The organism is Kribbella sp. NPDC055110, assembly GCF_053607525.1.
Genome location: NZ_JBSGTS010000024.1, coordinates 1 through 18,668 on the forward strand (window position 1 = coordinate 1; position 18,668 = coordinate 18,668).

The window sequence follows — 18,668 nt, forward strand, 5'->3', positions numbered from 1 at the left end:
GCCCCCCCGGGGGGGGGGGTCCCCCCCCCCCGGGGGGGGCCCCCCCCCCCGCCGCTTGTCCCTGCCCGTCTCTAAGCTGTGGGTATGTGCGGTAGATATGCCTCCAGCCGGGAGCCGTCCGACCTGGTCGCGGAGTTCGAGATCCAGGCGGGCAACGTGCGCGAGACGGTCGAGGAGCTCGGCGAGAACTACAACGTCGCGCCGACCAACCAGGTGGTCGCGGTGGTCGAGCGGAAGAACCGCGAGCAGCCCGACGAGACGATCCGCAAGCTGACCACGGTCAAGTGGGGCCTGGTGCCGTCCTGGGCGAAGGACACCTCGATCGGCTCGCGGCTGATCAACGCCCGGATGGAGACGGTGGCGGAGAAGCCGGCCTTCAAGAAGGCGTTCGCCACCCGCCGCTGCATCCTGCCCGCCGACGGGTACTACGAGTGGTACACCGCCGAGGAGAAGGTGAACGGCAAGCCCGTCAAGCAGCCGTACTTCATCCACCCGCCGGACGGCAGCATCCTGTCGATGGCCGGGTTGTACGAGATCTGGCGGGACAAGTCGGTCGAGGACCCGGACAAGGACGAGGCCTGGCTCTGGACCTGCACGGTGCTGACCACGTCGGCCACCGACGACCTCGGCCGTATCCACGACCGGATGCCGCTCCTGGTCGAGCGCGAGCGGTACGACGCCTGGCTGGACCCGCTGTCCTCGGACCCCGACGACCTGCTCGAGCTCCTGGTCCCCGCCGCCCCCGGCCGCCTCGAGGCCTACGCCGTGTCGAAGGCGGTCAGCTCGGTGAAGAACAACGGTCCGCACCTCCTCGATCCGCTACCGCCTGACGGCGAGGACTCGCAGGACAGCCCGACCACTCTCTTCTGAGTTTCGTGCCCGCTCTTCACCGGTCGTGATGACAGGATGGGCCGGGTGACCGACGAACGGATTGTGGCGACGCTGCACGGAGAGGCCCGGATCGTGGCGCACCGCGCCCGCCGACCGGTGGCGACGCTGGCCCTCGGTCACGGTGCCGGGGCGGGGATCGAGTCGGGTGACCTGGCCGCGCTGGCTGCCCGGCTGCCGAAGCAGGACATCAACGTGTTCCTGATCGAGCAGCCCTGGCGCCGTGCCGGCCGCAAGCTGGCCCCCGCGCCGAAGGTGCTCGACGAGGCGTGGATCGCGATCATCGGGCAGCTCCGGGTCCGTACGCCGCTGGTGATCGGCGGCCGGAGCGCCGGCGCGCGCGTGGCCTGCCGCACCGCGAGTAGTCTGGGCGCTTCCGGCGTACTGGCTCTGGCATTTCCGCTGCATGCGCCCGGGAAGCCGGAGAAGTCGCGCGTCGACGAGCTCGAGACGGCCGGGCTGCCGACGCTGGTGGTCCAGGGGGAGCGGGACCCGTTCGGTACGCCGGAGGAGTTCCCGCCGCTCACCGAGATGGCCGTGGTGCCGGACGCCGACCATTCCTTCAAGGTGCCGAAGCGGGCGGAGCTGGACCAGCAGGAGACGTACGATCTGCTGGTCGAAGCCGTGTTCGAATGGGTCAGCCGCGAGGTGTCCGGATAGCGGGCCGCTGACCGGGAATGCTCCTGTGGCCGGTTGTGTTGTGACACACATGATGGCCACGAGGCAGGCTCCGGCGCGGACACCTGGGAAGACCCCGGTATTCTCGATCACGATGCCGACTCCCACCACGACTGAGACTCCCGAGCAGCGCACCGCGCGGTTCGAACGCGAAGCGCTGCCCTTCCTGGACCAGATGTACGCCGCGGCGATGCGGATGACCCGTAATCCGTCGGACGCCGAGGACCTGGTGCAGGACACCTTCGCGAAGGCGTACAGCTCGTTCCACCAGTTCACGCCGGGCACCAACCTGAAGGCGTGGCTGTACCGGATCCTGACCAACACGTTCATCAACGGCTACCGGAAGCGGCAGCGTCAGCCAACGCAGTCGCCGACCGAGGAGATCGAGGACTGGCAGCTCACCGCCGCCGAGTCGCACACTCCCGGTGGGCTGAAGTCGGCCGAGGCGGTCGCCCTCGAGCACCTGCCCGATTCCGACATCAAGTCGGCGCTGCAGGCCATCCCGGAGGACTTCCGCCTGGCCGTGTACCTGGCCGATGTCGAGGGCTTTGCCTACAAGGAAATCGCCGAGATCATGGGCACACCGGTCGGCACCGTGATGTCGCGGCTGCACCGCGGCCGGCGCCAGCTGCGTGAGCTGCTCGGCGATTATGCCCGGGACCGCGGCCTGATCCCGGCGGACGACAGCACGGATGTCAGCACGGGCGCGGCCGCGTCGAGCACCGGCGAAGCTGCGGAGAAGGAGGAGTCGTGAGCTGCGGCGAGCACCACGACGTCGACTGCGGAGAGATCCTGCAGCGGGTCTACGTCTTCATCGACAACGAACTCGAGGACGCCAGTTCCGACGAGATCCGCCAGCACCTCGAAGAGTGCGCCCCGTGCCTCGACGAGTACGACCTGGAACGCTGCGTCAAGAAACTGGTCCACCGCTCCTGCGGCTCCGACCACGCCCCCGACGCGCTCCGCCAGAAAATCCTCCTCCGGCTGACCCAAATCCAAATCGAAACCACCATCACTACGGACTGATTTGACTGCCGGTCAGATCGAGTAGCCCGTGAACCGGTAGCTGATGATTTCGCCGCTGCGGAGCTTTTCCAGTAGGTCCCGGGCATCCGCGATGTAAACCTCCGGTGCATTCCGGAGCAGCGTCATTGCAGCGTTCAACTGCTCGATCGCGGCGACCCGGTCGCCACGTGCCGCATTGATTCGCGCCAGTTCGATGCACAATCGTCCTTCCCGCAGGACATCGCGGGCGGCTCGCGACACCAGGAGACCGGATTCGATGTGGCCGGCTGCGGTGCTGTAGTCGCCTTGTGCGGCATAGATGACGGCGAGGAGGTGATAGCTGTCGCCCAGGAAAGTCGCCTCACCGGCCCGCTGCACGGTATCCAGAGCCCTCAGCGCCATCTGTACCGCAGCTTCGTGGCGTCCTACGTGGACATGTGCGATGGCCGCGTTCAGGCGCCGCTTGAAGACGGCCCGCGTGTCCTTGGCCTGCTCCGCCAGGCCGATGCCCTCGGCAAATGCCTCGTCGGCCAGGTCGAAGTCGCCGGTGCGATCGTAGAGCGCGCCGACCGCCGTCAGTGCGACGCCTTCCAGTGTGGCGTCCTGGATCGTCCGGCTCAGGGAGAGGGCCAACCGGCCGTACGCCAAGGCGTCGTCGAGCTTTCCCTCCAGGCCGAGCAAATAGGCAAGGGACGAGCAGGAGCGTGCCTGGCCGAACAGATCGTCGATCCCGGAGAACATCTGCAAAGCGATCCGGATCCTGTCGATGGCAGAACCGGTGTCGCCGCTCTCCGCGTCCGGGATCGCGCTGTCGTGCTGCAGCCAGGCGGCGGTCGCGAGGTGCTGGTGCCGTAGGGCCAGGCCGACCGCTCCGGCGCCGAGCTCGCGCATCTCCTGCCAGCGAATTCGCGACTCGTGATAGCTGAAGAACGCAAGTGGCAGCTCTGCGAGCAGCACGTGGCTTGCCAGGCCGGTCTGCCGCGCCTGCCGAAAGCGGTCCATCAGGTTTCGCTGCTCCGCGTCCAGCCAGCTCACGACGTCGTCTCGGCTGCTGAAGGTCGGCAGGAGCCCGCTGACGCCGACAGTTGCCAGCGGCAAGCGCGGACTGGTCGGATGCGTGAAGGCATGGCAGATCCACGCGGCCTCCGTGTACAGCCGGAGAACGCGGGCCAGGGCCTCGTCACGCTCAGCCGTAGACAGAGTCTGGTCCGCGACCTCTCGGCCGTACGCGCGGATGAGGTCGTGGAACCGATAGCGAGCCGGGGCGACAGACCCCAGCAGGTTGAGGTCGACGAGCCGCTCGACGATCGCGTCCGCCCGTCGGAGCGGAATCTCCAGGAGGGCGGCGGCGACGGCCGTCGTGATGTCGGAGCCGTCCGGGATGGACAGCAGCGGCAGGGCGTCGGCGGCCTGCTGATCGAGGCCGCGGTCGCTGGTTTCCAGGAAGTGCACCGAGCTGGCGATACTGGCACGCACTCCGGTTTCGTCGGAGCCCAGGCTGTCGAGGCGGCGCTCCTCGTCCTGAAGCAGGTCGACGAAGTGCTGGATCGGCCAGCTCGGCCGGGTCGCGAGTCGCCCGCCGACGAGCCGGATCGCCAGCGGCAGCCGGCCGGAGTAGGAAGCCAGAACCCGGGTGGCCTCCGGCTCCGCGGCGACCCGGGTCGGCCCGATGACGCCGGCCAGCAGGTCGACCGACTCCGACTCCGACAGTGCGTCGAGGAGGATCTGACGGGCGCCTGGCAGGCTGGCCAGCGAGCCCCGGCTGGTGATGATTGCCCCGGACCCGGGATGACCGGGCAGGAGCGGCAGGACCTGAGCGACGTCTGCGGCGTTGTCGAGAAGCATGAGCACGCGCCGGCCGGCGAGCTGGGATCGCAACAGGGCAGCTGCCTCGTCGACGTCGTCAGGGATCGAGGCGATGTCGGAGCCGAGCGAGCGCAGGAGGTGACGCTGTGCTTCGGCGGGGGTCATCGGCTCGCCCGGACCGTACCCCCGCAGGTTGAGGTAGAGGTGGCCGTCCGGGTAGCTCTCGTTCAGCTGGTGAGCGGCATGGACGGCCAGGGTGGTCTTGCCGATCCCGCCCATGCCGGTGACGGTGACCAGGCCGATGACCGCAGCGCCGTCACCGGTCGAATCCCGAAGTACAGAAAGGATGGCATCGACCTGGGCGACGCGGCCGGTGAAGTCCGGAGCGGCCGGTGGTAGCTGCCACGGGGTAGGGAGCTGGTCGGTAGCGGGCTCCTTCGGCGGTGTCCGGGGCGTGCCGAGCTTGCCGCGGGCAACGGAGAGGAAGCGGTCGGTTTCGGTGGGTGTAAGGGCGAGCGCTGCGGTGAGGGAGCGGACGGTGTCGATGCGTGGGCGGGTGCGGGTGCCGCGTTCCAGGACGCTGATGGCTTGTTCGCTGAGGCCCGCCTTCTCGGCGAGGGCGGCCTGGGTGAGGCCGGCGCGGATGCGGAACGTGCGTAGGAGTTCGCTCAGCGTTGGCATCGCCGGCTCGCTCATCGCGCCGCCCTCCTCGGATCCACGCCTCATATCGGTCAGTACCGGAAACATCCGGGCCCAACTCTAGAGGGATCCGCCGACGGCCGTCGGCCGCTATCCACAGGGTTCCCGGAGACCCAGCCGAATGCCAAACGATTGTTTGAAAGATAGCATTCAGTGTGCGCTTGAGAACTCTCCGAATACGAGACCTCTGGATAACTGGTCTGCTGTAAAGCTGTGACCAAATCGCAAAGACCCCGGATTTCCCCGGGGTCCTCGCTGTCCGTAGTCGCCTTGAGTCAGGCGTTCGGGCGCTTGCCGTGGTTCGCGCCCTTCTTCTTGCGTGCACGGCGCTTCCGGCCGGTCTTTCCCATTTCTAAGCCTCCCTGAAACAACTGCAAAGAGTCACAGTCTCTCATACCATGGCGGGTACTTCGAAGTCAGCGGCGGGTCACGGTCTGGCTTACAGTGTTTCGGCACAGCCGGGATGAGCAAAATTCAGATGAAGTCAGCGATGCGCTGTCTGCCCCCCTGGAGTCGCGGAATACCGCGAACCAAGACTACGTCGCTGATCGGAGGTGACATAGTATGTTCGATGAATGGGACTGGTGACCGACCGCGAAGGCCCTTGACGCCGGCATCACGCCGCGCAGGGCTGCGCCTGTACGTCTCGGTCGTTGCCGCTGCCGCGCTGGTCGTCTTCGTCGAGGCTGCACTCACACCGTCGGATTACCTGACGGTCTTCGTCCTCTGCTTGTTGGTCCTGTTCGGTACTGCGTTGCGCTCGCCGCACGGCCCGGCGCGAGGTGCCTCGCTGGGGTCGATCGTACTGATGGCGGTCTACGTCATCGCTGGGCCTTCGGCGGCTGTCCTGGTGGCCGGCGTCGCTTCCCTCGGGCAGCCCAGGCAAGTTCCGCTGTTGAAACGTGTCTTCAACAGCGGGCAACGTATCCTCTCCGCGGCCGGCGGCGCACTTGCCTTCGTCGCCGTTCACGGCCCGGTCGGTGAGTCGGCCCTGCACGACATACCGCGAGCCATACTCGCGGTGACCTTGACCGGGATCGGGTACCACGTCGTGAATGCTGTTCTTGTGTCGGGTGTCCTTTGGCTCGAGCGCGGCGGCACGGTAGTGCGCGCCTTCCTTCGGGAGGCCGTCTTGGCGACAGCTCTGCCGATGCTGGGCTACGGCTATCTGGGCTTGATCATGGCGTTCATGTGGCTGGGTGGCCTGGGGCTGATTGCAGGCATCCTCACCCTCGTGCCTCTGGTCGTCGCTCGATGGGCGCTCTCGCAAGATGCTGCTGAGCGCGCCGCTCAGGCAGCGACGATGCGGGCGTTCATCCAGGTGATCGAGACGAAGGACCTCTACACCCGGGGGCATTCCGAGCGGGTGAGCGAAGGCGCCGGGATGCTGGGGCGGCAGTTGCGGTTACCGGCCGCTCGGCAGCAGGCGCTCGAGCATGCCGGGTTACTGCACGATGTCGGGAAGGTCGGCGTACCGACGAGCATCATTCGCAAACCTGGGCGGCTGGACGACTCCGAGATGGACGCGATCCGCTTGCACCCGGCGCGCGGGGTCGAGTTGATCGGCAACATCCCGTTCCTGGAGGAGGTCAAGTCAGCGGTCCTGCATCATCACGAGAAGTACGACGGAACCGGGTACCCGGCAGGCCTCAGCGGGACCAACATCCCGTACTTCGCGCGCATCATCGGCATCGTCGACGCGTTCGACTCCCTGACCTCGACCCGGTCCTACCGTCCGGCCCGCACCATCGAGGAAACCGTCGCGATCCTGCTGCAGGACCGCTCCACGCACTTCGACCCGGACCTCGTTGACGCGTTCGTCGACGTGATCGGACAGGACGGCTGGAAGCCCGCGGCCGCCGAGCAGCCGGCTCCCAACGCCGAGCTCGAGACGCCGATCGACCACGACGACCTGAGCCTCGGCAGTGGCGGCGGGGCCACCGGATCTGCGGCCGGACCGACATGAGCATGTCCCGCGGGACCGAGGTCGGTGAGCTGCGCAGTTCGGGCAGCGGTGTGGTGATCCTGATCGCGGGCGCTGTACTCGGGGTCGCGGCCCTGATCCTGACCGCCAGGCGTGGCGTCACCGGCTGGCCGTTCGCACTCACCTTCGGGGTGCTGATCGCGGTCGGCGAGATGGTCCAGTTCCGAGTCGATGGGATGCGCAACCGGGCTCCCATCGCCACGAGTGCTGCCTTGGGCTACTGCTTTCTGTGCGGCCCGCAGGTCCCGATATCTCCGGAGGTCGCACAGGCGGTTGCCGTTGCCGCGGTGGCGACCGCTGTCGGCGTACTGCCGCGGATCGTGGCGGGACTGTGGTGGGACGCGGTGGTCTCGTGCCGGCGGCTGTTGTCGGTAGGCGCGGCCGCCGTGGTCTTCGCCGCGGTCGTGCCGAAGGGCGTGTTCTGGAACGGTACGGCATCGCATGCGGTGCCGTTGGGCGGTTCGATGCTGCTCGCGGTCTCCACCGCGGCCGCATTGGACGCGATCGTCGGAGCGGGTCAGGCGACCGAGCGGCTCGGCAAGCCGTTCCCGGCAGCGTTGCGGGACGAGCTCGGGGTGACGGCACGGATCGGGATGGCGATGGCGATCAGCGGCATGCTGCTCGCGGCCGGGACCTCGATCGCCGGCCTCTGGGCACCGCCGCTCGTTCTCGTGCCGCTGTTGCTGACGCAGTTCGCGTTCCGGCGGTACTCGTCGGCACAGCGGACCTATCGGAGCACGGTGCGGTCGATGGCCCGGAGTACCGAGATTGCCGGGTTCAGCAGTCCGGGGCAGAACGCGCGGACGGCGGCGTTGGCGGTGGCGATCGGCAACGATCTGGGGTTGACGCCGGCGCGGATGGAGGCCTTGGAGTACGCCGCTCTGCTGTCGGGCGTCGGCCAGCTGGCGTTGGCCGATCCCAGTCCTGGTGGGGCGTCGCTGCTCCGGACGCGGGAGGAGCGGCAGCGGGCGGCGGAGATCGGGGCGGCGGTGATCGAGCGGTCCGGCGTACTGGATCATGTCGCGGAGATCGTCCGGCATTCCAATGATCCGTACCGGCACGGGCGGGCGAACAACTCGGCGATCCCGGTGGAGAGCGGGATCGTGAACGTTGCCCTGGCCTACGAACAGCTCGTCGGCGAGGGGTCGGGACAGTCGCCGGACAAGGCGATGGAGTCGATCGGGCTGGGGATCGGCGCGGAGTACGACCCGATCGTGGTCGAGTCACTCCGCCGGATCGTCGGGCGCGGCTTTCGGTTCTGAGAGTTCCCGGCTCGCTTTCGGGGACAGGTGGAGCAGAGCCGGCGTACCGGCGCAGCGTTCTAGTTCGTCCCAGACTGGTGCGGTCGTCGCGGGCACGCGGCCCGAGCCGCCCATCCCGGCGTACAGCAGCAGACCGGCGCCGGCGGCAATCAGTACATCGCCTGGGCTGACCGCCTGTCCTAGGCCGGGTAGCGCCACCGGTACGACGTCACCGAGCCAGCGCAGTCGCGTCGCGGCGTCGGAGATCTCGTGCCGCGGATCGGTCACCACCACGCCGCCCACTCCGGCACGCGCCAACGCGTTCAGCGACACCGGCATGGCGCCGTTCAACGCGACGACGACGGCGTTGCTGAAGAACCCCAGCGCCAGCAGGCCGACGCCCGGGTGCCGCAGGTTCATCCGCAGGAAGACCGCGATGCAGACCGCCGACCCGATCAGGCCGACCGGGTACGCCGTACCGCCGAAGAGGGACCCGAGGAGCTGCCCGATCGCCGCCGCGGCCAGCCAGTGCACGCCGCTCAACGTGTTGCCGGACAACCGGCCGAACCGCCCGCCGGTCGCAACCGCCGCCCCGGCAGCGAGCACCATGACGAGGAGGACCAGCAGCACGCCTGCGATTCTGCCCAATCAACGGCCCGAAACCGGGCAAGCTGACCCCGCAGCGTGTCGATTTAACCGCAAACGGTGAGGGCGATCCGGGAAGGACCGCCCTCACCACCCTTCAGGACTTCGCCGGTGCGGCTCCGCCCTCGTCGAGCAGCTCCGGCAGGTCCTGCACGCCCGGGTCGCCGCGGTCCGCGACGAAGTCGGTCGGGTGCGTGCTGTCCTTGCCGTCCGGCACCTTCAGCGCCCGGAACAGGAACGTCAGCGCGATCACGACGACCAGGTTCAGCACGAACGCGGTCAGCGCGATGTAGGCCGGCGTACTGGTGCCCGGGATGTTCGCGATCGAACCGCCGAAATGCTTCTTGGTCGCCGGGTTCACCACGTTGTACGCCGAGATCGTGCCGAACACCATCGCCACCGCCCAGCCGGCCAGCAGCGCGTACCGGTGGAACCAGCGGGTGTACAGACCGACCACGATCGCCGGGAACGTCTGCAGGATCCAGATCCCGCCGAGCAGCTGCAGGTTCAGCGCGATCGTCTTATCCATCCCGAGCACGAACAGCAGCGCGCCCACCTTCACCACCAGCGAGGCGAGCTTGGAGACCTTGGCCTCCTGCGCCGGCGTCGCGGACGGCTTGATGAAGTCGCGGTAGATGTTGCGGGTGAACAGGTTGGCCGCCGCGATCGACATGATCGCCGCCGGCACCAGCGCGCCGACCGCGATCGCCGCGAACGCGATCCCCGCGAACCAGGACGGGAACTCCTGGTCGAACAGCCGCGGGATCGCCAGCTGCGGGTTCGCGAGGCCGTCCAGGCCCTTCACGTTGACGTTCGCCTTGATCGCCATGAAGCCGAGCAGGGCGAGCAGCCCCAGCAGCAGCGAGTACGCCGGGAGCAGTGTCGCGTTCCGCCGTACGACGTTCCGCGTCTTGGTGGACAGCACCGCGGTCACCGAGTGCGGGTACATGAACAACGCCATCGCGGACCCCAGCGCCAGGGTCCAGTACGACACGTAGCCGGCGTCGCCCGGGATGAACGCCCCGGTCGGCTTGCCGGTCGCCGGGTTCGGCTTGGCGAGCTTCTCCTGCGCCGCACCGAAGATCGAGTCCCAGCCGCCGAGCACGTGCGGCAGGTAGAAGATCGCGACCAGGATCACCAGGTAGATCAGGATGTCCTTGACGAACGCGATCATCGCCGGCGCCCGCAGACCGGAGGAGTACGTGTACGCCGCCAGCACCGCGAACGCGATCAGCAACGGCAAGTCCTTCGCGAGCGTGTTGTTGCCGCCCAGACCCATCGTCTCGAAGACCGCCTGCATACCCACGAGCTGCAGCGCGATGTACGGCATCGTGGCCAGGATGCCTGTCACGGCCACCGCCAGGGACAGCGCCTTGCTGCCGTAGCGGCCGCCGACGAAGTCCGCCGGCGTCACGTACCCGTGCCGGTGCGAGACCGACCACAGCCGGGCCATGAAGATGAACACGATCGGGTAGGCCACGATCGTGTACGGCACCGCGAAGAAGCCGCTGATCGCGCCGGTCGCGTACATGGCCGCGGGGACGGCGATGAACGTGTACGCCGTGTACAGGTCGCCGCCCAGCAGGAACCAGGTGATGAACGTGCCGAACCCGCGACCGCCCAGACCCCACTCGTCGAGGTTGTCCAGCTGGCCGGTCCGCCGCCAGCGGGACGCCAGGAAGCCCATCGCGGTGACACCGGCGAAGATCACGACGACGATGATCAGCTGCACCCAGTCGACCTTGGTGTTCACCGGTCACCCTCCTTCGCCGTACCGGCTTCCGGCGCCTCAGGATCACCAAGTCCCTGAGCCGCCCGCCGCCTGCGCTCCTCGGCGCGGAGCAGCCGGTAACTGATGCTGACCAGGATCGCGGAGAGGAAGACCCACATCAGCTGGTACCAGTAGAAGAACGGGAAACCCCACAGGTGCGGGTTCGCCTTGGCGTAGGTCGGCACCAGCAGCGGTACGACGACAGCCACCACCAGAAGCACACCGGAGATCCAGTACGCGGGTTTGACCGCGGACAATCGGGACACTGCAAACCTCCTCAAGACACAGGGCGCAACGCAGCACGCTACCGTTCGATCACAGCACGTACTAGACCCAACAGGTTGGTGCATGGATAACGAAAAGGCATGGTTCGTGCGGCGCGTCGTGCTGTCCGTGCTGTTCCTCGTCGTCGTTGCCGTGCCGCTGTATCCGGAGCTGTTCGGGCTGGACGAGGTGACGCCGTTCGCGCAGCTCGCCGCGTTCCGGCCGCAGGGCCTGGTCCTTGTCCTGGCCTTGGCGCTGCTGATGCTGGTACGTCGAGGTTGGCGGATCGCCGCCGCGCTCATCGCCGTACTGGCGTTGATCGGCGCAGCGCTGACCGCACCGCGGAAGTTCTCCGACGCGCGCCCGGCGCCGGCCGGAGCGCGGGTGCTGACGATCATGGTCGCCAACGTGCTGGGTGGCGGCGCCCGTGCCGCGGATGTCGCGCAGGTGATCCGGGACCGGAAGCCCGACCTGGTTTCGTTGCCGGAGGCACAGGTCGACGTCCGTGAGGAGATCCGGGCGCAGCTGCAGGACCAGCAGTACAAGGGGTTCACGGCCCAGCCGAGCCGGGCGGTCGAGAGCGCGACGAGTGTGCTGGTCTCTCAGGCGCTCGGCGACGTCGCGTTCGCGACCGAGGCCGGCACGACCTTCGGCAACATCGTCGTGACGGGCGGGAACCTCGGCGCGATCCGGCTGGTCGCGTACCACGGCTTCCCGCCGCTGCCGGACTCGGTCACCACCTGGAAGACCGACCTCCAGGCGGTACGGCGATGGTGCGCGCAGGATCCGCCGACGGTCGTCGCGGGCGACTTCAACGCGACCCTCGACCACGCGGACTTCCGGCAGGCGCTGGGTGGTTACTGCCGCAGCGTGGGCCCGACCGTGGGCGGCGGGCTGCACGGCACCTGGCCCGCGGATCAGCCGGCGGTGCTGCGGACGCAGATCGACCACGTGGTGGTGTCGCGGCAGTTCGAGCCCGGCCGCTTCACGACGTACCCGATCGAGGGGACCGATCATCGGGCCGTCGTCGCGACGGCCGCCGTGGTGCCTTAGGACGAACTTGTCGCAGGGCGGTAGATGTACGGCTGTGAGGACTGGACCGCTTCGGTCAGCATCAGCAGCAGATCCGCACGCGCCTCGATCGGGCGGCCGAACAGGTCGTCGTCGCCCGGGATCGGGAAGCCCTTCACGCCGATCGCGAGTTGGCTGAGCAGGACGTGCAGGACGCCGCGGGCGTTGAACACGTTCGGTGTCGGCCACTCCGGCAGCGTCTCGTGCATCAACGGCTGCTGGGCCGCGGTCGCCGCGATCGGCTTCAGCCAGCGCTCGAGCTCGTCGCTGGTCAGCATGTTCCGGTGCAGGATCGTCATCACCGCGTGCGCGACCCGGTCGTGCTCCTCATGCACCCAGCGGTACGGCGTGTCCTTGACGATCCGGTCCGCGAGAACGTCGAGCAACGCCCGCAGGACACCCGCGTCGCAATGCCGGGACCTCGCCAGCGCGCCGATCGCGTCGGCGCCGTGGGCAACAGCATGCGCCCAGCCGCAGTCCGCGACGTACCCGCGCAGGTCACGCTCCCGCAGCAGCCAGGTCGCCAGCCGGTCGCCCCAGCGCATCACCACCTCGTCGTGCACCAGGAACTCGGCGTTGTCGCGGTGGATCACCTCCGCCAGCGTCAGCGCCGTGAACGAGCGCCGGAAGACCGTGTCGGTGCCGTCCTCACCGAGTCCGTAGTTCAGCCCGGCGCAGAGACCGTCCCCGAACCCCGGCAGCAGGTCGTCGTACACCCCGCGCTCCAGCCAGGTGGCGAGCGTCGGGTAGGCCAGGGCGTCACGGACCTGCGGGTTGGTGCTCGCCAGGCCGCGCACGAGCTCCTCGGTGAGTTCGGTCAGCGTACGGTCGTGCGGTACCGCGTAGTCCGCGGCCATCACGTCCTGCCAGTACGTCGACTCCACCCGAGCATCCTTTCATCTGTGCCTGATCAATCAACACCTACACCCGCCCTCTTGTCGAGCGGACCAGCGGAGCGGCTGGTATAAGCGCTCGGTAGCATCGGGTCGTGCCGTCTTTGAGCGATGTGGCGCGCAACCACACCACGTTGGACCAGGCCGACCTGGATCGCCTGCAACTGCTCGTCTCGGACTGGCAGATGCTGGCCGACCTCTCGTTCGCCGACCTGGTGCTCTGGCTGCCGGACACCGAAGGGCTGGGGTTCTGGGCCGGTGCGCAGATGCGGCCGACGACCGGACCCACGGCGTACCTGGACGACATCGTCGGCAGTTTCATCCCGCGCGGCCGCCGGCACCTGCTGGACCAGGCGTACGACGGCGGCCGGATCTGCCGCGAGGGCGATCCGGAATGGCGCGACGACGTACCTGTGCGGGTCGAGACGATCCCGGTACGCCGGGGCTCCCGGGTGATCGCGGTGATCGCGCGGAACACCAATCTGCTCGGAGTCCGGACCCCGTCCCGCCTGGAGATCGCGTACCTGCAGAGCGCGACGGACCTGGCCCGGATGATCACCGACGGCATCTTCCCGTACGGCGGGGAACGGCTGCTGTCCACTACGCCAAGGGTCGGTGACGGCTGCATCCGGGTCGATCGGCACGGAATGGTGACGTTCGCGAGCCCGAACGCGTTGTCGGCGTACCGCCGGATGGGACTCGTCACCGACCTGGTCGGCTCGCGGCTGAAGGACATCACCGCGGACCTGCTGCAGTCCGGGCACAAGGTCGACGACGTCCTCGCGTCGGTGGTCACCGGGCGCGCGGCCAAGGAGATCGAGATCGAGAACTCCGACGCCACGCTGTTCCTGCGGGCGATCCCGCTGCGGGCCGACGGACAGCATGTGGGGGCGCTGATCCTGCTCCGGGACGTGACGGAGCTGCGGAGCCGGGAACGGGAGCTGGTCACCAAGGAGGCGACCATCCGGGAGATTCATCATCGCGTCAAGAACAACTTGCAGACGGTCGCCGCGTTACTGCGGATGCAGGCCCGAAGGATCACCGTCCCGGAAGGACAGGTCGCGCTGGCCGAGGCGGTACGGCGGGTCGGGTCGATCGCGATCGTCCACGAGACGCTGTCGGAGTCGTTCGACGAGCACGTGGACTTCGACGACGTGGCGGACCGGGTCGGCGCGATGGTCGCGGACGTGTCGACGGTGGCGACCGCGGTGGAGACACGGCGGAGCGGGTCGTTCGGCGTACTGGATTCCGAGATCGCGACCCCGCTGGCGATGGTGCTGACCGAACTGATGCAGAACTCGGTCGAGCACGCGTTCGGGGCCCGGGACGGGGGAGCGGCGAGCGGAACGATCGAGCTCACCGCCGAACGCTCGGTCGGCCGCCTGCACATCGACGTGATCGACGACGGGTCGGGCCTGCCGGCGAACTTCGACTCCGAACTGTCCGGAAATCTGGGCCTGTCCATCGTCCGCACTCTCGTCATCGGCGAGCTGGACGGAACCCTGGTCTTCGGCAACCGCCACGACGGCCGCCCCGGCGCCCAAGTCACCCTGGACATCCCGGTCAAGGACTAGAAGCGGCTGGAAACACAAAGGCCCCGCGGGTCTCCGCGGGGCCTCGAAGGAGGACTTGCTCAGGCGGTGCGGATGCGCTGGCGGGCGTTGCGGCGCTTCAGAGCGCGACGCTCGTCCTCGCTCAGGCCACCCCAGACACCGTGGTCCTGGCCGGCTTCGAGAGCCCACGCCAGGCACTGCTCACGCACGTCGCAGCGTCGGCACACCTGCTTGGCCTCTTCGATCTGCATGATCGCAGGCCCGGTGTTGCCGATGGGGAAGAACAGTTCCGGGTCCTCGTCGAGGCATACGGCCCGGTGGCGCCAATCCATGGCGGATCCCATCTCTCTCAGTAGTTGACGTATGCTGCGGGTCAGGTCTGTACCCGATCAGCGGTGCTGTACTCGTCGGTTCGTGTGGCACGGGGGGTTGGTGCCGCATTCGTTGTGAACGCATTCACGAACGAGACCATGTTCCCAATCTTGGGGGATCGAAACAAGGGTTATGCAGTTGTCGATCCGATCACAACGCTTCCTTAACACTTCGAACCGGAGTGCGGCGGTTCTCTCCATCCGGTTATCGGACGGAGCGGCCCTTCCGCAAGCACCCGTTCACTGCAAGTAACCGCTGCAACCTTCTTTTGGTTACGCACAACCTCAAATCCCTGTGGGGCTGGGGCTCGCGAACCTCCCGGGGACCGTGCACCGAACCGAGCACTAAGCTGGCGAAGTGCCGACCGACTCCCCAGTTGCCGCCGTCCCGAGACCGCTCAAATTAGCTGCGGCAGTGGTCGCTGTGGAAGGGGTTGTGCTCATCGTTCTCGGAATTGCCGAAGCCTTGACGATTCACAGCTCCCGGCTGGTGCTCGGCCTGACCACGACCGGCTTCTTCATCCTGTACGGCGCGGGGCTCGGTTTCGTTGCCGTCCGTGGCCTGTGGAGGGCGGCCCGCTGGAGTCGCGGGCCGACAGTGTTCACGCAGCTGATCCAGCTCCTGATCGCGTACAGCGTCTGGAACGGCGGCGCCCGCGTGATCGCTGCCGTGCTCGCCGTACTCGCCGTCGTCATCCTGGTCTGCGTGTTCCAGAAGGCCTCCACCGACGCGCTGATCGGTGGTGGCTCCAACGACCACCCGGTGCTCTAGGAGCTCTACTCCTTGAGCAGGCCGGCCCGGAGCTCGGTCAGCGTCCGGGCGAGCAGCCGGGAGACGTGCATCTGCGAGATCCCGATCTCCTCGGCGATCTGGGACTGCGTCATCCCGCGGAAGAACCGCAGTGTCAGGATCCGCTTCTCCCGGGTGTCCAGCTGCGCCAGCAACGGTTTCAGCGACTCCCGGTACTCCACACTCTCCAGCGCCTCGTCCTCGCCGCCGAGACCGTCCAGGACCGTGGTCGCGTCCGTCTCGTTCTGATCGGGAGCGTCCAAGGACAAGGTGTTGTAAGCGTTCGCGGACTCCAGGCCCTCGATCACCAGGTCCGGTGAGAGCCCGAGCCGGTCCGACAACTCCGCCACCGTCGGCGCGCGGCCGAGTTCCTGCGTCAGCTCCGCGGTCGCCGCGGTCAGCGACAACCGCAGCTCCTGCAGCCGCCGCGGCACCCGGATCGCCCAGCCCTTGTCCCGGAAGTACCGCTTGATCTCGCCGAGGATCGTCGGCGTCGCGTACGTCGAGAACTCGACGCCACGATCCGAGTCGAACCGGTCGATCGCCTTGATCAGCCCGATCGTGGCGACCTGCACGAGGTCGTCGTACGGTTCGCCCCGGTTGCGGAACCGGCGCGCCAGGTGCTCCACCAGCGGCATGTGCAGCGCGACCAGGCCCTCGCGCGCTCCGGCGTACCCCGGATCTGCCTGGCCGGCGGCCATCTGCCGGAAGAACGTGGCCGTCCGGGTCCGTAGATCCGGCGACTCCTGGGTTTCCTGAGATTCCTGGCCGCGCCCGTCACTCACGCGATCTCCGTGGCGGTCGCGGTGGCCGTCACGGTGATCGTCAGCCGGCCTTCGACGGTTTCTGCGGCGGCCGACTCCACCAGCGCGGTCAGCACTGTCCAGCCGAACGACGTGGTGTCCGGCCGCCAGCCGTTCGGTACGACGGCACTCGTCCGCACCGTCAACTGCGGCGGATCGATCGTGAAGACGCACTCCAGCACCCCGTCGGCCGACTGCGGCAGCAACAGCGCGCACGCCTCGTCGACCGCGATCCGCAGGTCGTCGATGGCGTCGAGGGTGAAGTCGTTCCGGGCCGCGAGGTTCCCGGCCACGGACCGCGGTACGGCGATGTAGGCACTGTCCGCCGGGATACTCAAGCGGACCTCGGCGGCTCGTCCCGTGCTGCTCACATCGTCTCCCTCGTATCGACCCACCACGCCGTACATCATCCAACCTCAACGAGCCTGATGCACGGCGAACGGGCCGACGGAGGGCAAGAACTTGCTACGGGTGTTCGTGTTCCGAGCGTAGGCGGGACAGGAACGCCTGGGTCCGGGAGTGTTGCGGGTTGCCGATCACGTCCTTCGGCGGGCCTGCTTCGACCACGACGCCGCCGTCCATGAACACCACAGTGTCCGCGACCTCCCGCGCGAACGACATCTCGTGTGTCACCACGATCATCGTCATCCCGTCCAGCGCGAGCTCACGCATCACCGCGAGCACCTCGCCGACCAGCTCGGGGTCGAGGGCCGATGTCGGCTCGTCGAACAGCATCAGTTTGGGCTGCATCGCCAGCGCCCGGGCGATCGCCACGCGCTGCTGCTGCCCGCCGGACAGCTGGGCGGGGTAGGCGTTGCACCGGTCCGCGAGACCTACCCGGTCGAGCAGTTTCATCGCCCGCTCCCGGGCCGGCTTCTTCGACTCGCCCTTGACCTGGGTCGGCGCCTCGACGATGTTCTCCAGCGCGGTCTTGTGCGGGAACAGGTTGAACCGCTGGAACACCATCCCGATCTCACGCCGCTGCGCCGCGATCTCCTTGTTCTTCAGGCGGTACAGCTTCCCGTCGCGGTCGGCGTACCCCATCAGCGCGTCGTCGACCCAGATCCGGCCGCCGTCGATCGTCTCGAGCTGGTTGATGCAGCGCAGGAAGGTGGTCTTGCCGGAGCCGGACGGCCCGAGCAGGCACACCACCTGGCCGCGGTCGACGTCCAGGTCGATGCCCTTCAGCACCTGGTTGTGGTGGAAGGACTTCGTCACGTTCACCGCATGAACGAGTGGCATCACGCACCTCCTGCGCCGGCCGGGCGGGCGGCCCGCGGGGCCTTGTTCCCGAAGCCGCGACCGAAGTGCCGCTCGAGGAAGTACTGCCCGACCATCAGCACGCTGGTCGCGAGCAGGTAGTACAGCGTCGCGGCGACCGCGATCGGGAACGTCTTGTAGAAGTTGCTGCCGATCGACTGCAGCTGGTAGAAGAGCTCGCCGATCACCGGGACCGCGAGCAGCAGCGAGGTGTCCTTCAGCATCGCGATCGTCTCGTTGCCGGTCGGCGGCACGATCACCCGCATCGCCTGCGGCAGCACCACCCGGCGCATCACCTTGCCGCGGCTCATCCCGAGCGCCTCCGCGGCCTCGGCCTGGCCCGGGTCCACGCTCATGATCCCGGCCCGGGCGATCTCGGCCATGTACGCCGCCTCGGACAGCCCGAGCCCGATCACACCGGCGACGATGCCGGTGAACACCTGGTTGGCGTCGAGGGTGAAGAACCGCCAGTCGCCGGACATCCCGAGCCAGTCGATGATCTTCCAGTCGAACGGGATCCCGAACGCGATGCCCTGCGGGAACAGGATCCCCAGTGTGCCCATCGTGAACAGCAGGATGTACCGCGGGATGCTCCGGAAGAACCAGGTGAACACCCACGACACCCCGGACAGGATCGGGTTGTCGGACAGCCGCATCACGGCCAGTACGACGCCGCCGCCGACGCCGACGATCATCGACAGCACGGTGACCAGGAGGGTGCCCTTGAGGAACCCGTTGATCACCGGCTGCTGGTTCATCGCCTGGAACACGAACTTCCAGTCGAACGCCTTGTTGGTGACCAGCAGGTGCAGCAGCATCGCGACCAGGACGACGATCACCGCGATCGCCACCCAGCGCCCGGGATGCCGGACCGGCACAGCGTTGATCGCGCCCGGCCGATCGGACTGCGCGTCCGCCGGCCGGGTCTCGGTATCAGTGGTCATGA

At 67.9% G+C, this 18,668-nt stretch carries 20 protein-coding genes; 9 read left to right on the forward strand and 11 right to left on the reverse strand.

Going from position 1 to position 18,668, the window contains the following annotated elements; all coding sequences use genetic code 11:
* The first annotated feature begins 84 nt into the window (after window positions 1-84).
* The 4 genes from ACWF0M_RS29340 (at window position 85) to rsrA (ending at window position 2,592) form a co-directional block, all read left to right on the forward strand.
* Window positions 85-870, forward strand: coding sequence for an SOS response-associated peptidase (locus ACWF0M_RS29340; RefSeq protein ID WP_452238953.1), 786 nt, complete (start codon window positions 85-87; stop codon window positions 868-870).
* Between the two features lie 36 nt (window positions 871-906).
* A complete protein-coding gene (locus ACWF0M_RS29345) occupies window positions 907-1,548 on the forward strand; it encodes an alpha/beta hydrolase family protein (protein ID WP_452238954.1) in 642 nt (213 codons plus the stop codon).
* Window positions 1,549-1,660: 112 nt separating this feature from the next.
* Window positions 1,661-2,320 carry a sigma-70 family RNA polymerase sigma factor gene (locus tag ACWF0M_RS29350; RefSeq protein ID WP_452238955.1) on the forward strand — a complete coding sequence of 220 codons (660 nt, stop codon included), beginning with the start codon at window positions 1,661-1,663 and terminating at the stop codon, window positions 2,318-2,320.
* Window positions 2,317-2,592: a mycothiol system anti-sigma-R factor gene (gene rsrA, locus ACWF0M_RS29355; protein WP_452238956.1), complete on the forward strand. Its 276-nt coding sequence runs from the start codon at window positions 2,317-2,319 to the stop codon at window positions 2,590-2,592. Before ACWF0M_RS29350 ends, rsrA begins: the two co-directional genes overlap by 4 nt.
* 12 nt (window positions 2,593-2,604) lie before the next feature.
* Here rsrA and ACWF0M_RS29360 read toward each other — a convergent pair whose 3' ends face one another.
* Together ACWF0M_RS29360 and ACWF0M_RS29365 are read right to left on the reverse strand one after the other, a co-directional pair.
* Complete coding sequence (locus tag ACWF0M_RS29360; RefSeq protein WP_452238957.1) at window positions 2,605-5,073, reverse strand: helix-turn-helix domain-containing protein; 2,469 nt, start codon at window positions 5,071-5,073, stop codon at window positions 2,605-2,607.
* Between the two features lie 278 nt (window positions 5,074-5,351).
* Window positions 5,352-5,426 (reverse strand): 50S ribosomal protein bL37, encoded by a 75-nt coding sequence (locus ACWF0M_RS29365; protein ID WP_369759046.1) that lies wholly within the window; start codon window positions 5,424-5,426, stop codon window positions 5,352-5,354.
* Window positions 5,427-5,647: 221 nt separating this feature from the next.
* On the opposite strand from ACWF0M_RS29365, the gene ACWF0M_RS29370 reads away from it, so the two are divergent.
* Window positions 5,648-7,042 (forward strand): HD-GYP domain-containing protein, encoded by a 1,395-nt coding sequence (locus tag ACWF0M_RS29370; RefSeq protein WP_452238958.1) that lies wholly within the window; start codon window positions 5,648-5,650, stop codon window positions 7,040-7,042.
* Between the two features lie 2 nt (window positions 7,043-7,044).
* A complete protein-coding gene (locus tag ACWF0M_RS29375) occupies window positions 7,045-8,322 on the forward strand; it encodes an HD-GYP domain-containing protein (RefSeq protein ID WP_452238959.1) in 1,278 nt (425 codons plus the stop codon).
* Here ACWF0M_RS29375 and ACWF0M_RS29380 read toward each other — a convergent pair.
* The 3 genes from ACWF0M_RS29380 to ACWF0M_RS29390 all read right to left on the reverse strand — a co-directional run bounded on the left by ACWF0M_RS29380 (window position 8,284) and on the right by ACWF0M_RS29390 (window position 10,983).
* Window positions 8,284-8,931, reverse strand: a complete 648-nt coding sequence (locus tag ACWF0M_RS29380) for a DUF5317 domain-containing protein (protein WP_452238960.1) — start codon at window positions 8,929-8,931, stop codon at window positions 8,284-8,286. The genes ACWF0M_RS29375 and ACWF0M_RS29380 overlap by 39 nt on opposite strands.
* Window positions 8,932-9,043: 112 nt before the next feature.
* Window positions 9,044-10,699 (reverse strand): monocarboxylate uptake permease MctP, encoded by a 1,656-nt coding sequence (gene mctP, locus ACWF0M_RS29385; protein ID WP_452238961.1) that lies wholly within the window; start codon window positions 10,697-10,699, stop codon window positions 9,044-9,046.
* A complete protein-coding gene (locus ACWF0M_RS29390) occupies window positions 10,696-10,983 on the reverse strand; it encodes a DUF3311 domain-containing protein (RefSeq protein ID WP_452238962.1) in 288 nt (95 codons plus the stop codon). The genes mctP and ACWF0M_RS29390 overlap by 4 nt, the downstream gene beginning before the upstream one ends.
* A gap of 82 nt (window positions 10,984-11,065) precedes the next feature.
* Between ACWF0M_RS29390 and ACWF0M_RS29395 the strand changes: the two genes are divergently transcribed.
* Complete coding sequence (locus ACWF0M_RS29395; protein WP_452238963.1) at window positions 11,066-12,034, forward strand: endonuclease/exonuclease/phosphatase family protein; 969 nt, start codon at window positions 11,066-11,068, stop codon at window positions 12,032-12,034.
* On the opposite strand, the gene ACWF0M_RS29400 is transcribed toward ACWF0M_RS29395, so the two are convergent.
* Window positions 12,031-12,936, reverse strand: coding sequence for a DUF2785 domain-containing protein (locus ACWF0M_RS29400; protein WP_410784801.1), 906 nt, complete (start codon window positions 12,934-12,936; stop codon window positions 12,031-12,033). The two genes, ACWF0M_RS29395 and ACWF0M_RS29400, sit on opposite strands and share 4 nt — an antisense overlap.
* Before the next feature lie 104 nt (window positions 12,937-13,040).
* Here ACWF0M_RS29400 and ACWF0M_RS29405 point away from each other — a divergent pair, with 104 nt between their 5' ends.
* Entirely contained in the window at window positions 13,041-14,519 is a 1,479-nt protein-coding gene (locus tag ACWF0M_RS29405) for a sensor histidine kinase (RefSeq protein WP_452238964.1), read from the forward strand.
* 59 nt (window positions 14,520-14,578) lie between these two features.
* Here the strand turns inward: ACWF0M_RS29405 and ACWF0M_RS29410 are convergent, their stop codons facing one another.
* Complete coding sequence (locus tag ACWF0M_RS29410; RefSeq protein ID WP_130383822.1) at window positions 14,579-14,830, reverse strand: WhiB family transcriptional regulator; 252 nt, start codon at window positions 14,828-14,830, stop codon at window positions 14,579-14,581.
* Window positions 14,831-15,305: 475 nt separating this feature from the next.
* On the opposite strand from ACWF0M_RS29410, the gene ACWF0M_RS29415 reads away from it, so the two are divergent.
* Window positions 15,306-15,641 carry a hypothetical protein gene (locus ACWF0M_RS29415; protein ID WP_452238965.1) on the forward strand — a complete coding sequence of 112 codons (336 nt, stop codon included), beginning with the start codon at window positions 15,306-15,308 and terminating at the stop codon, window positions 15,639-15,641.
* Between the two features lie 5 nt (window positions 15,642-15,646).
* Here ACWF0M_RS29415 and ACWF0M_RS29420 read toward each other — a convergent pair whose 3' ends face one another.
* The 4 genes from ACWF0M_RS29420 to ACWF0M_RS29435 all read right to left on the reverse strand — a co-directional run bounded on the left by ACWF0M_RS29420 (window position 15,647) and on the right by ACWF0M_RS29435 (window position 18,666).
* Window positions 15,647-16,444 (reverse strand): RNA polymerase sigma factor SigF, encoded by a 798-nt coding sequence (locus tag ACWF0M_RS29420; protein ID WP_452238966.1) that lies wholly within the window; start codon window positions 16,442-16,444, stop codon window positions 15,647-15,649.
* Window positions 16,441-16,833 (reverse strand): ATP-binding protein, encoded by a 393-nt coding sequence (locus ACWF0M_RS29425; RefSeq protein ID WP_452238967.1) that lies wholly within the window; start codon window positions 16,831-16,833, stop codon window positions 16,441-16,443. Before ACWF0M_RS29425 ends, ACWF0M_RS29420 begins: the two co-directional genes overlap by 4 nt.
* A 94-nt stretch (window positions 16,834-16,927) precedes the next feature.
* The gene (locus ACWF0M_RS29430) at window positions 16,928-17,704 is read right to left on the reverse strand and encodes an amino acid ABC transporter ATP-binding protein (protein WP_452238968.1); all 777 of its coding nucleotides are present in this window, start codon (window positions 17,702-17,704) and stop codon (window positions 16,928-16,930) included.
* The gene (locus ACWF0M_RS29435; protein ID WP_452238969.1) at window positions 17,704-18,666 is read right to left on the reverse strand and encodes an amino acid ABC transporter permease; all 963 of its coding nucleotides are present in this window, start codon (window positions 18,664-18,666) and stop codon (window positions 17,704-17,706) included. The genes ACWF0M_RS29430 and ACWF0M_RS29435 overlap by 1 nt, the downstream gene beginning before the upstream one ends.
* Window positions 18,667-18,668 lie beyond the last annotated feature (2 nt).

Coding starts and splice junctions, on each gene's coding strand:
- ACWF0M_RS29340 (WP_452238953.1), top strand. CDS start 85: ATGTGCGGTAGATATGCCTCCAGCCGGGAGCCGTCCGACCTGGTCGCG.
- ACWF0M_RS29345 (WP_452238954.1), top strand. CDS start 907: ATGGGCCGGGTGACCGACGAACGGATTGTGGCGACGCTGCACGGAGAG.
- ACWF0M_RS29350 (WP_452238955.1), top strand. CDS start 1,661: ATGCCGACTCCCACCACGACTGAGACTCCCGAGCAGCGCACCGCGCGG.
- ACWF0M_RS29360 (WP_452238957.1), bottom strand. CDS start 5,073: ATGAGCGAGCCGGCGATGCCAACGCTGAGCGAACTCCTACGCACGTTC.
- ACWF0M_RS29370 (WP_452238958.1), top strand. CDS start 5,648: ATGAATGGGACTGGTGACCGACCGCGAAGGCCCTTGACGCCGGCATCA.
- ACWF0M_RS29375 (WP_452238959.1), top strand. CDS start 7,045: ATGTCCCGCGGGACCGAGGTCGGTGAGCTGCGCAGTTCGGGCAGCGGT.
- ACWF0M_RS29395 (WP_452238963.1), top strand. CDS start 11,066: ATGGATAACGAAAAGGCATGGTTCGTGCGGCGCGTCGTGCTGTCCGTG.
- ACWF0M_RS29410 (WP_130383822.1), bottom strand. CDS start 14,830: ATGGATTGGCGCCACCGGGCCGTATGCCTCGACGAGGACCCGGAACTG.
- ACWF0M_RS29430 (WP_452238968.1), bottom strand. CDS start 17,704: ATGCCACTCGTTCATGCGGTGAACGTGACGAAGTCCTTCCACCACAAC.
- ACWF0M_RS29435 (WP_452238969.1), bottom strand. CDS start 18,666: ATGACCACTGATACCGAGACCCGGCCGGCGGACGCGCAGTCCGATCGG.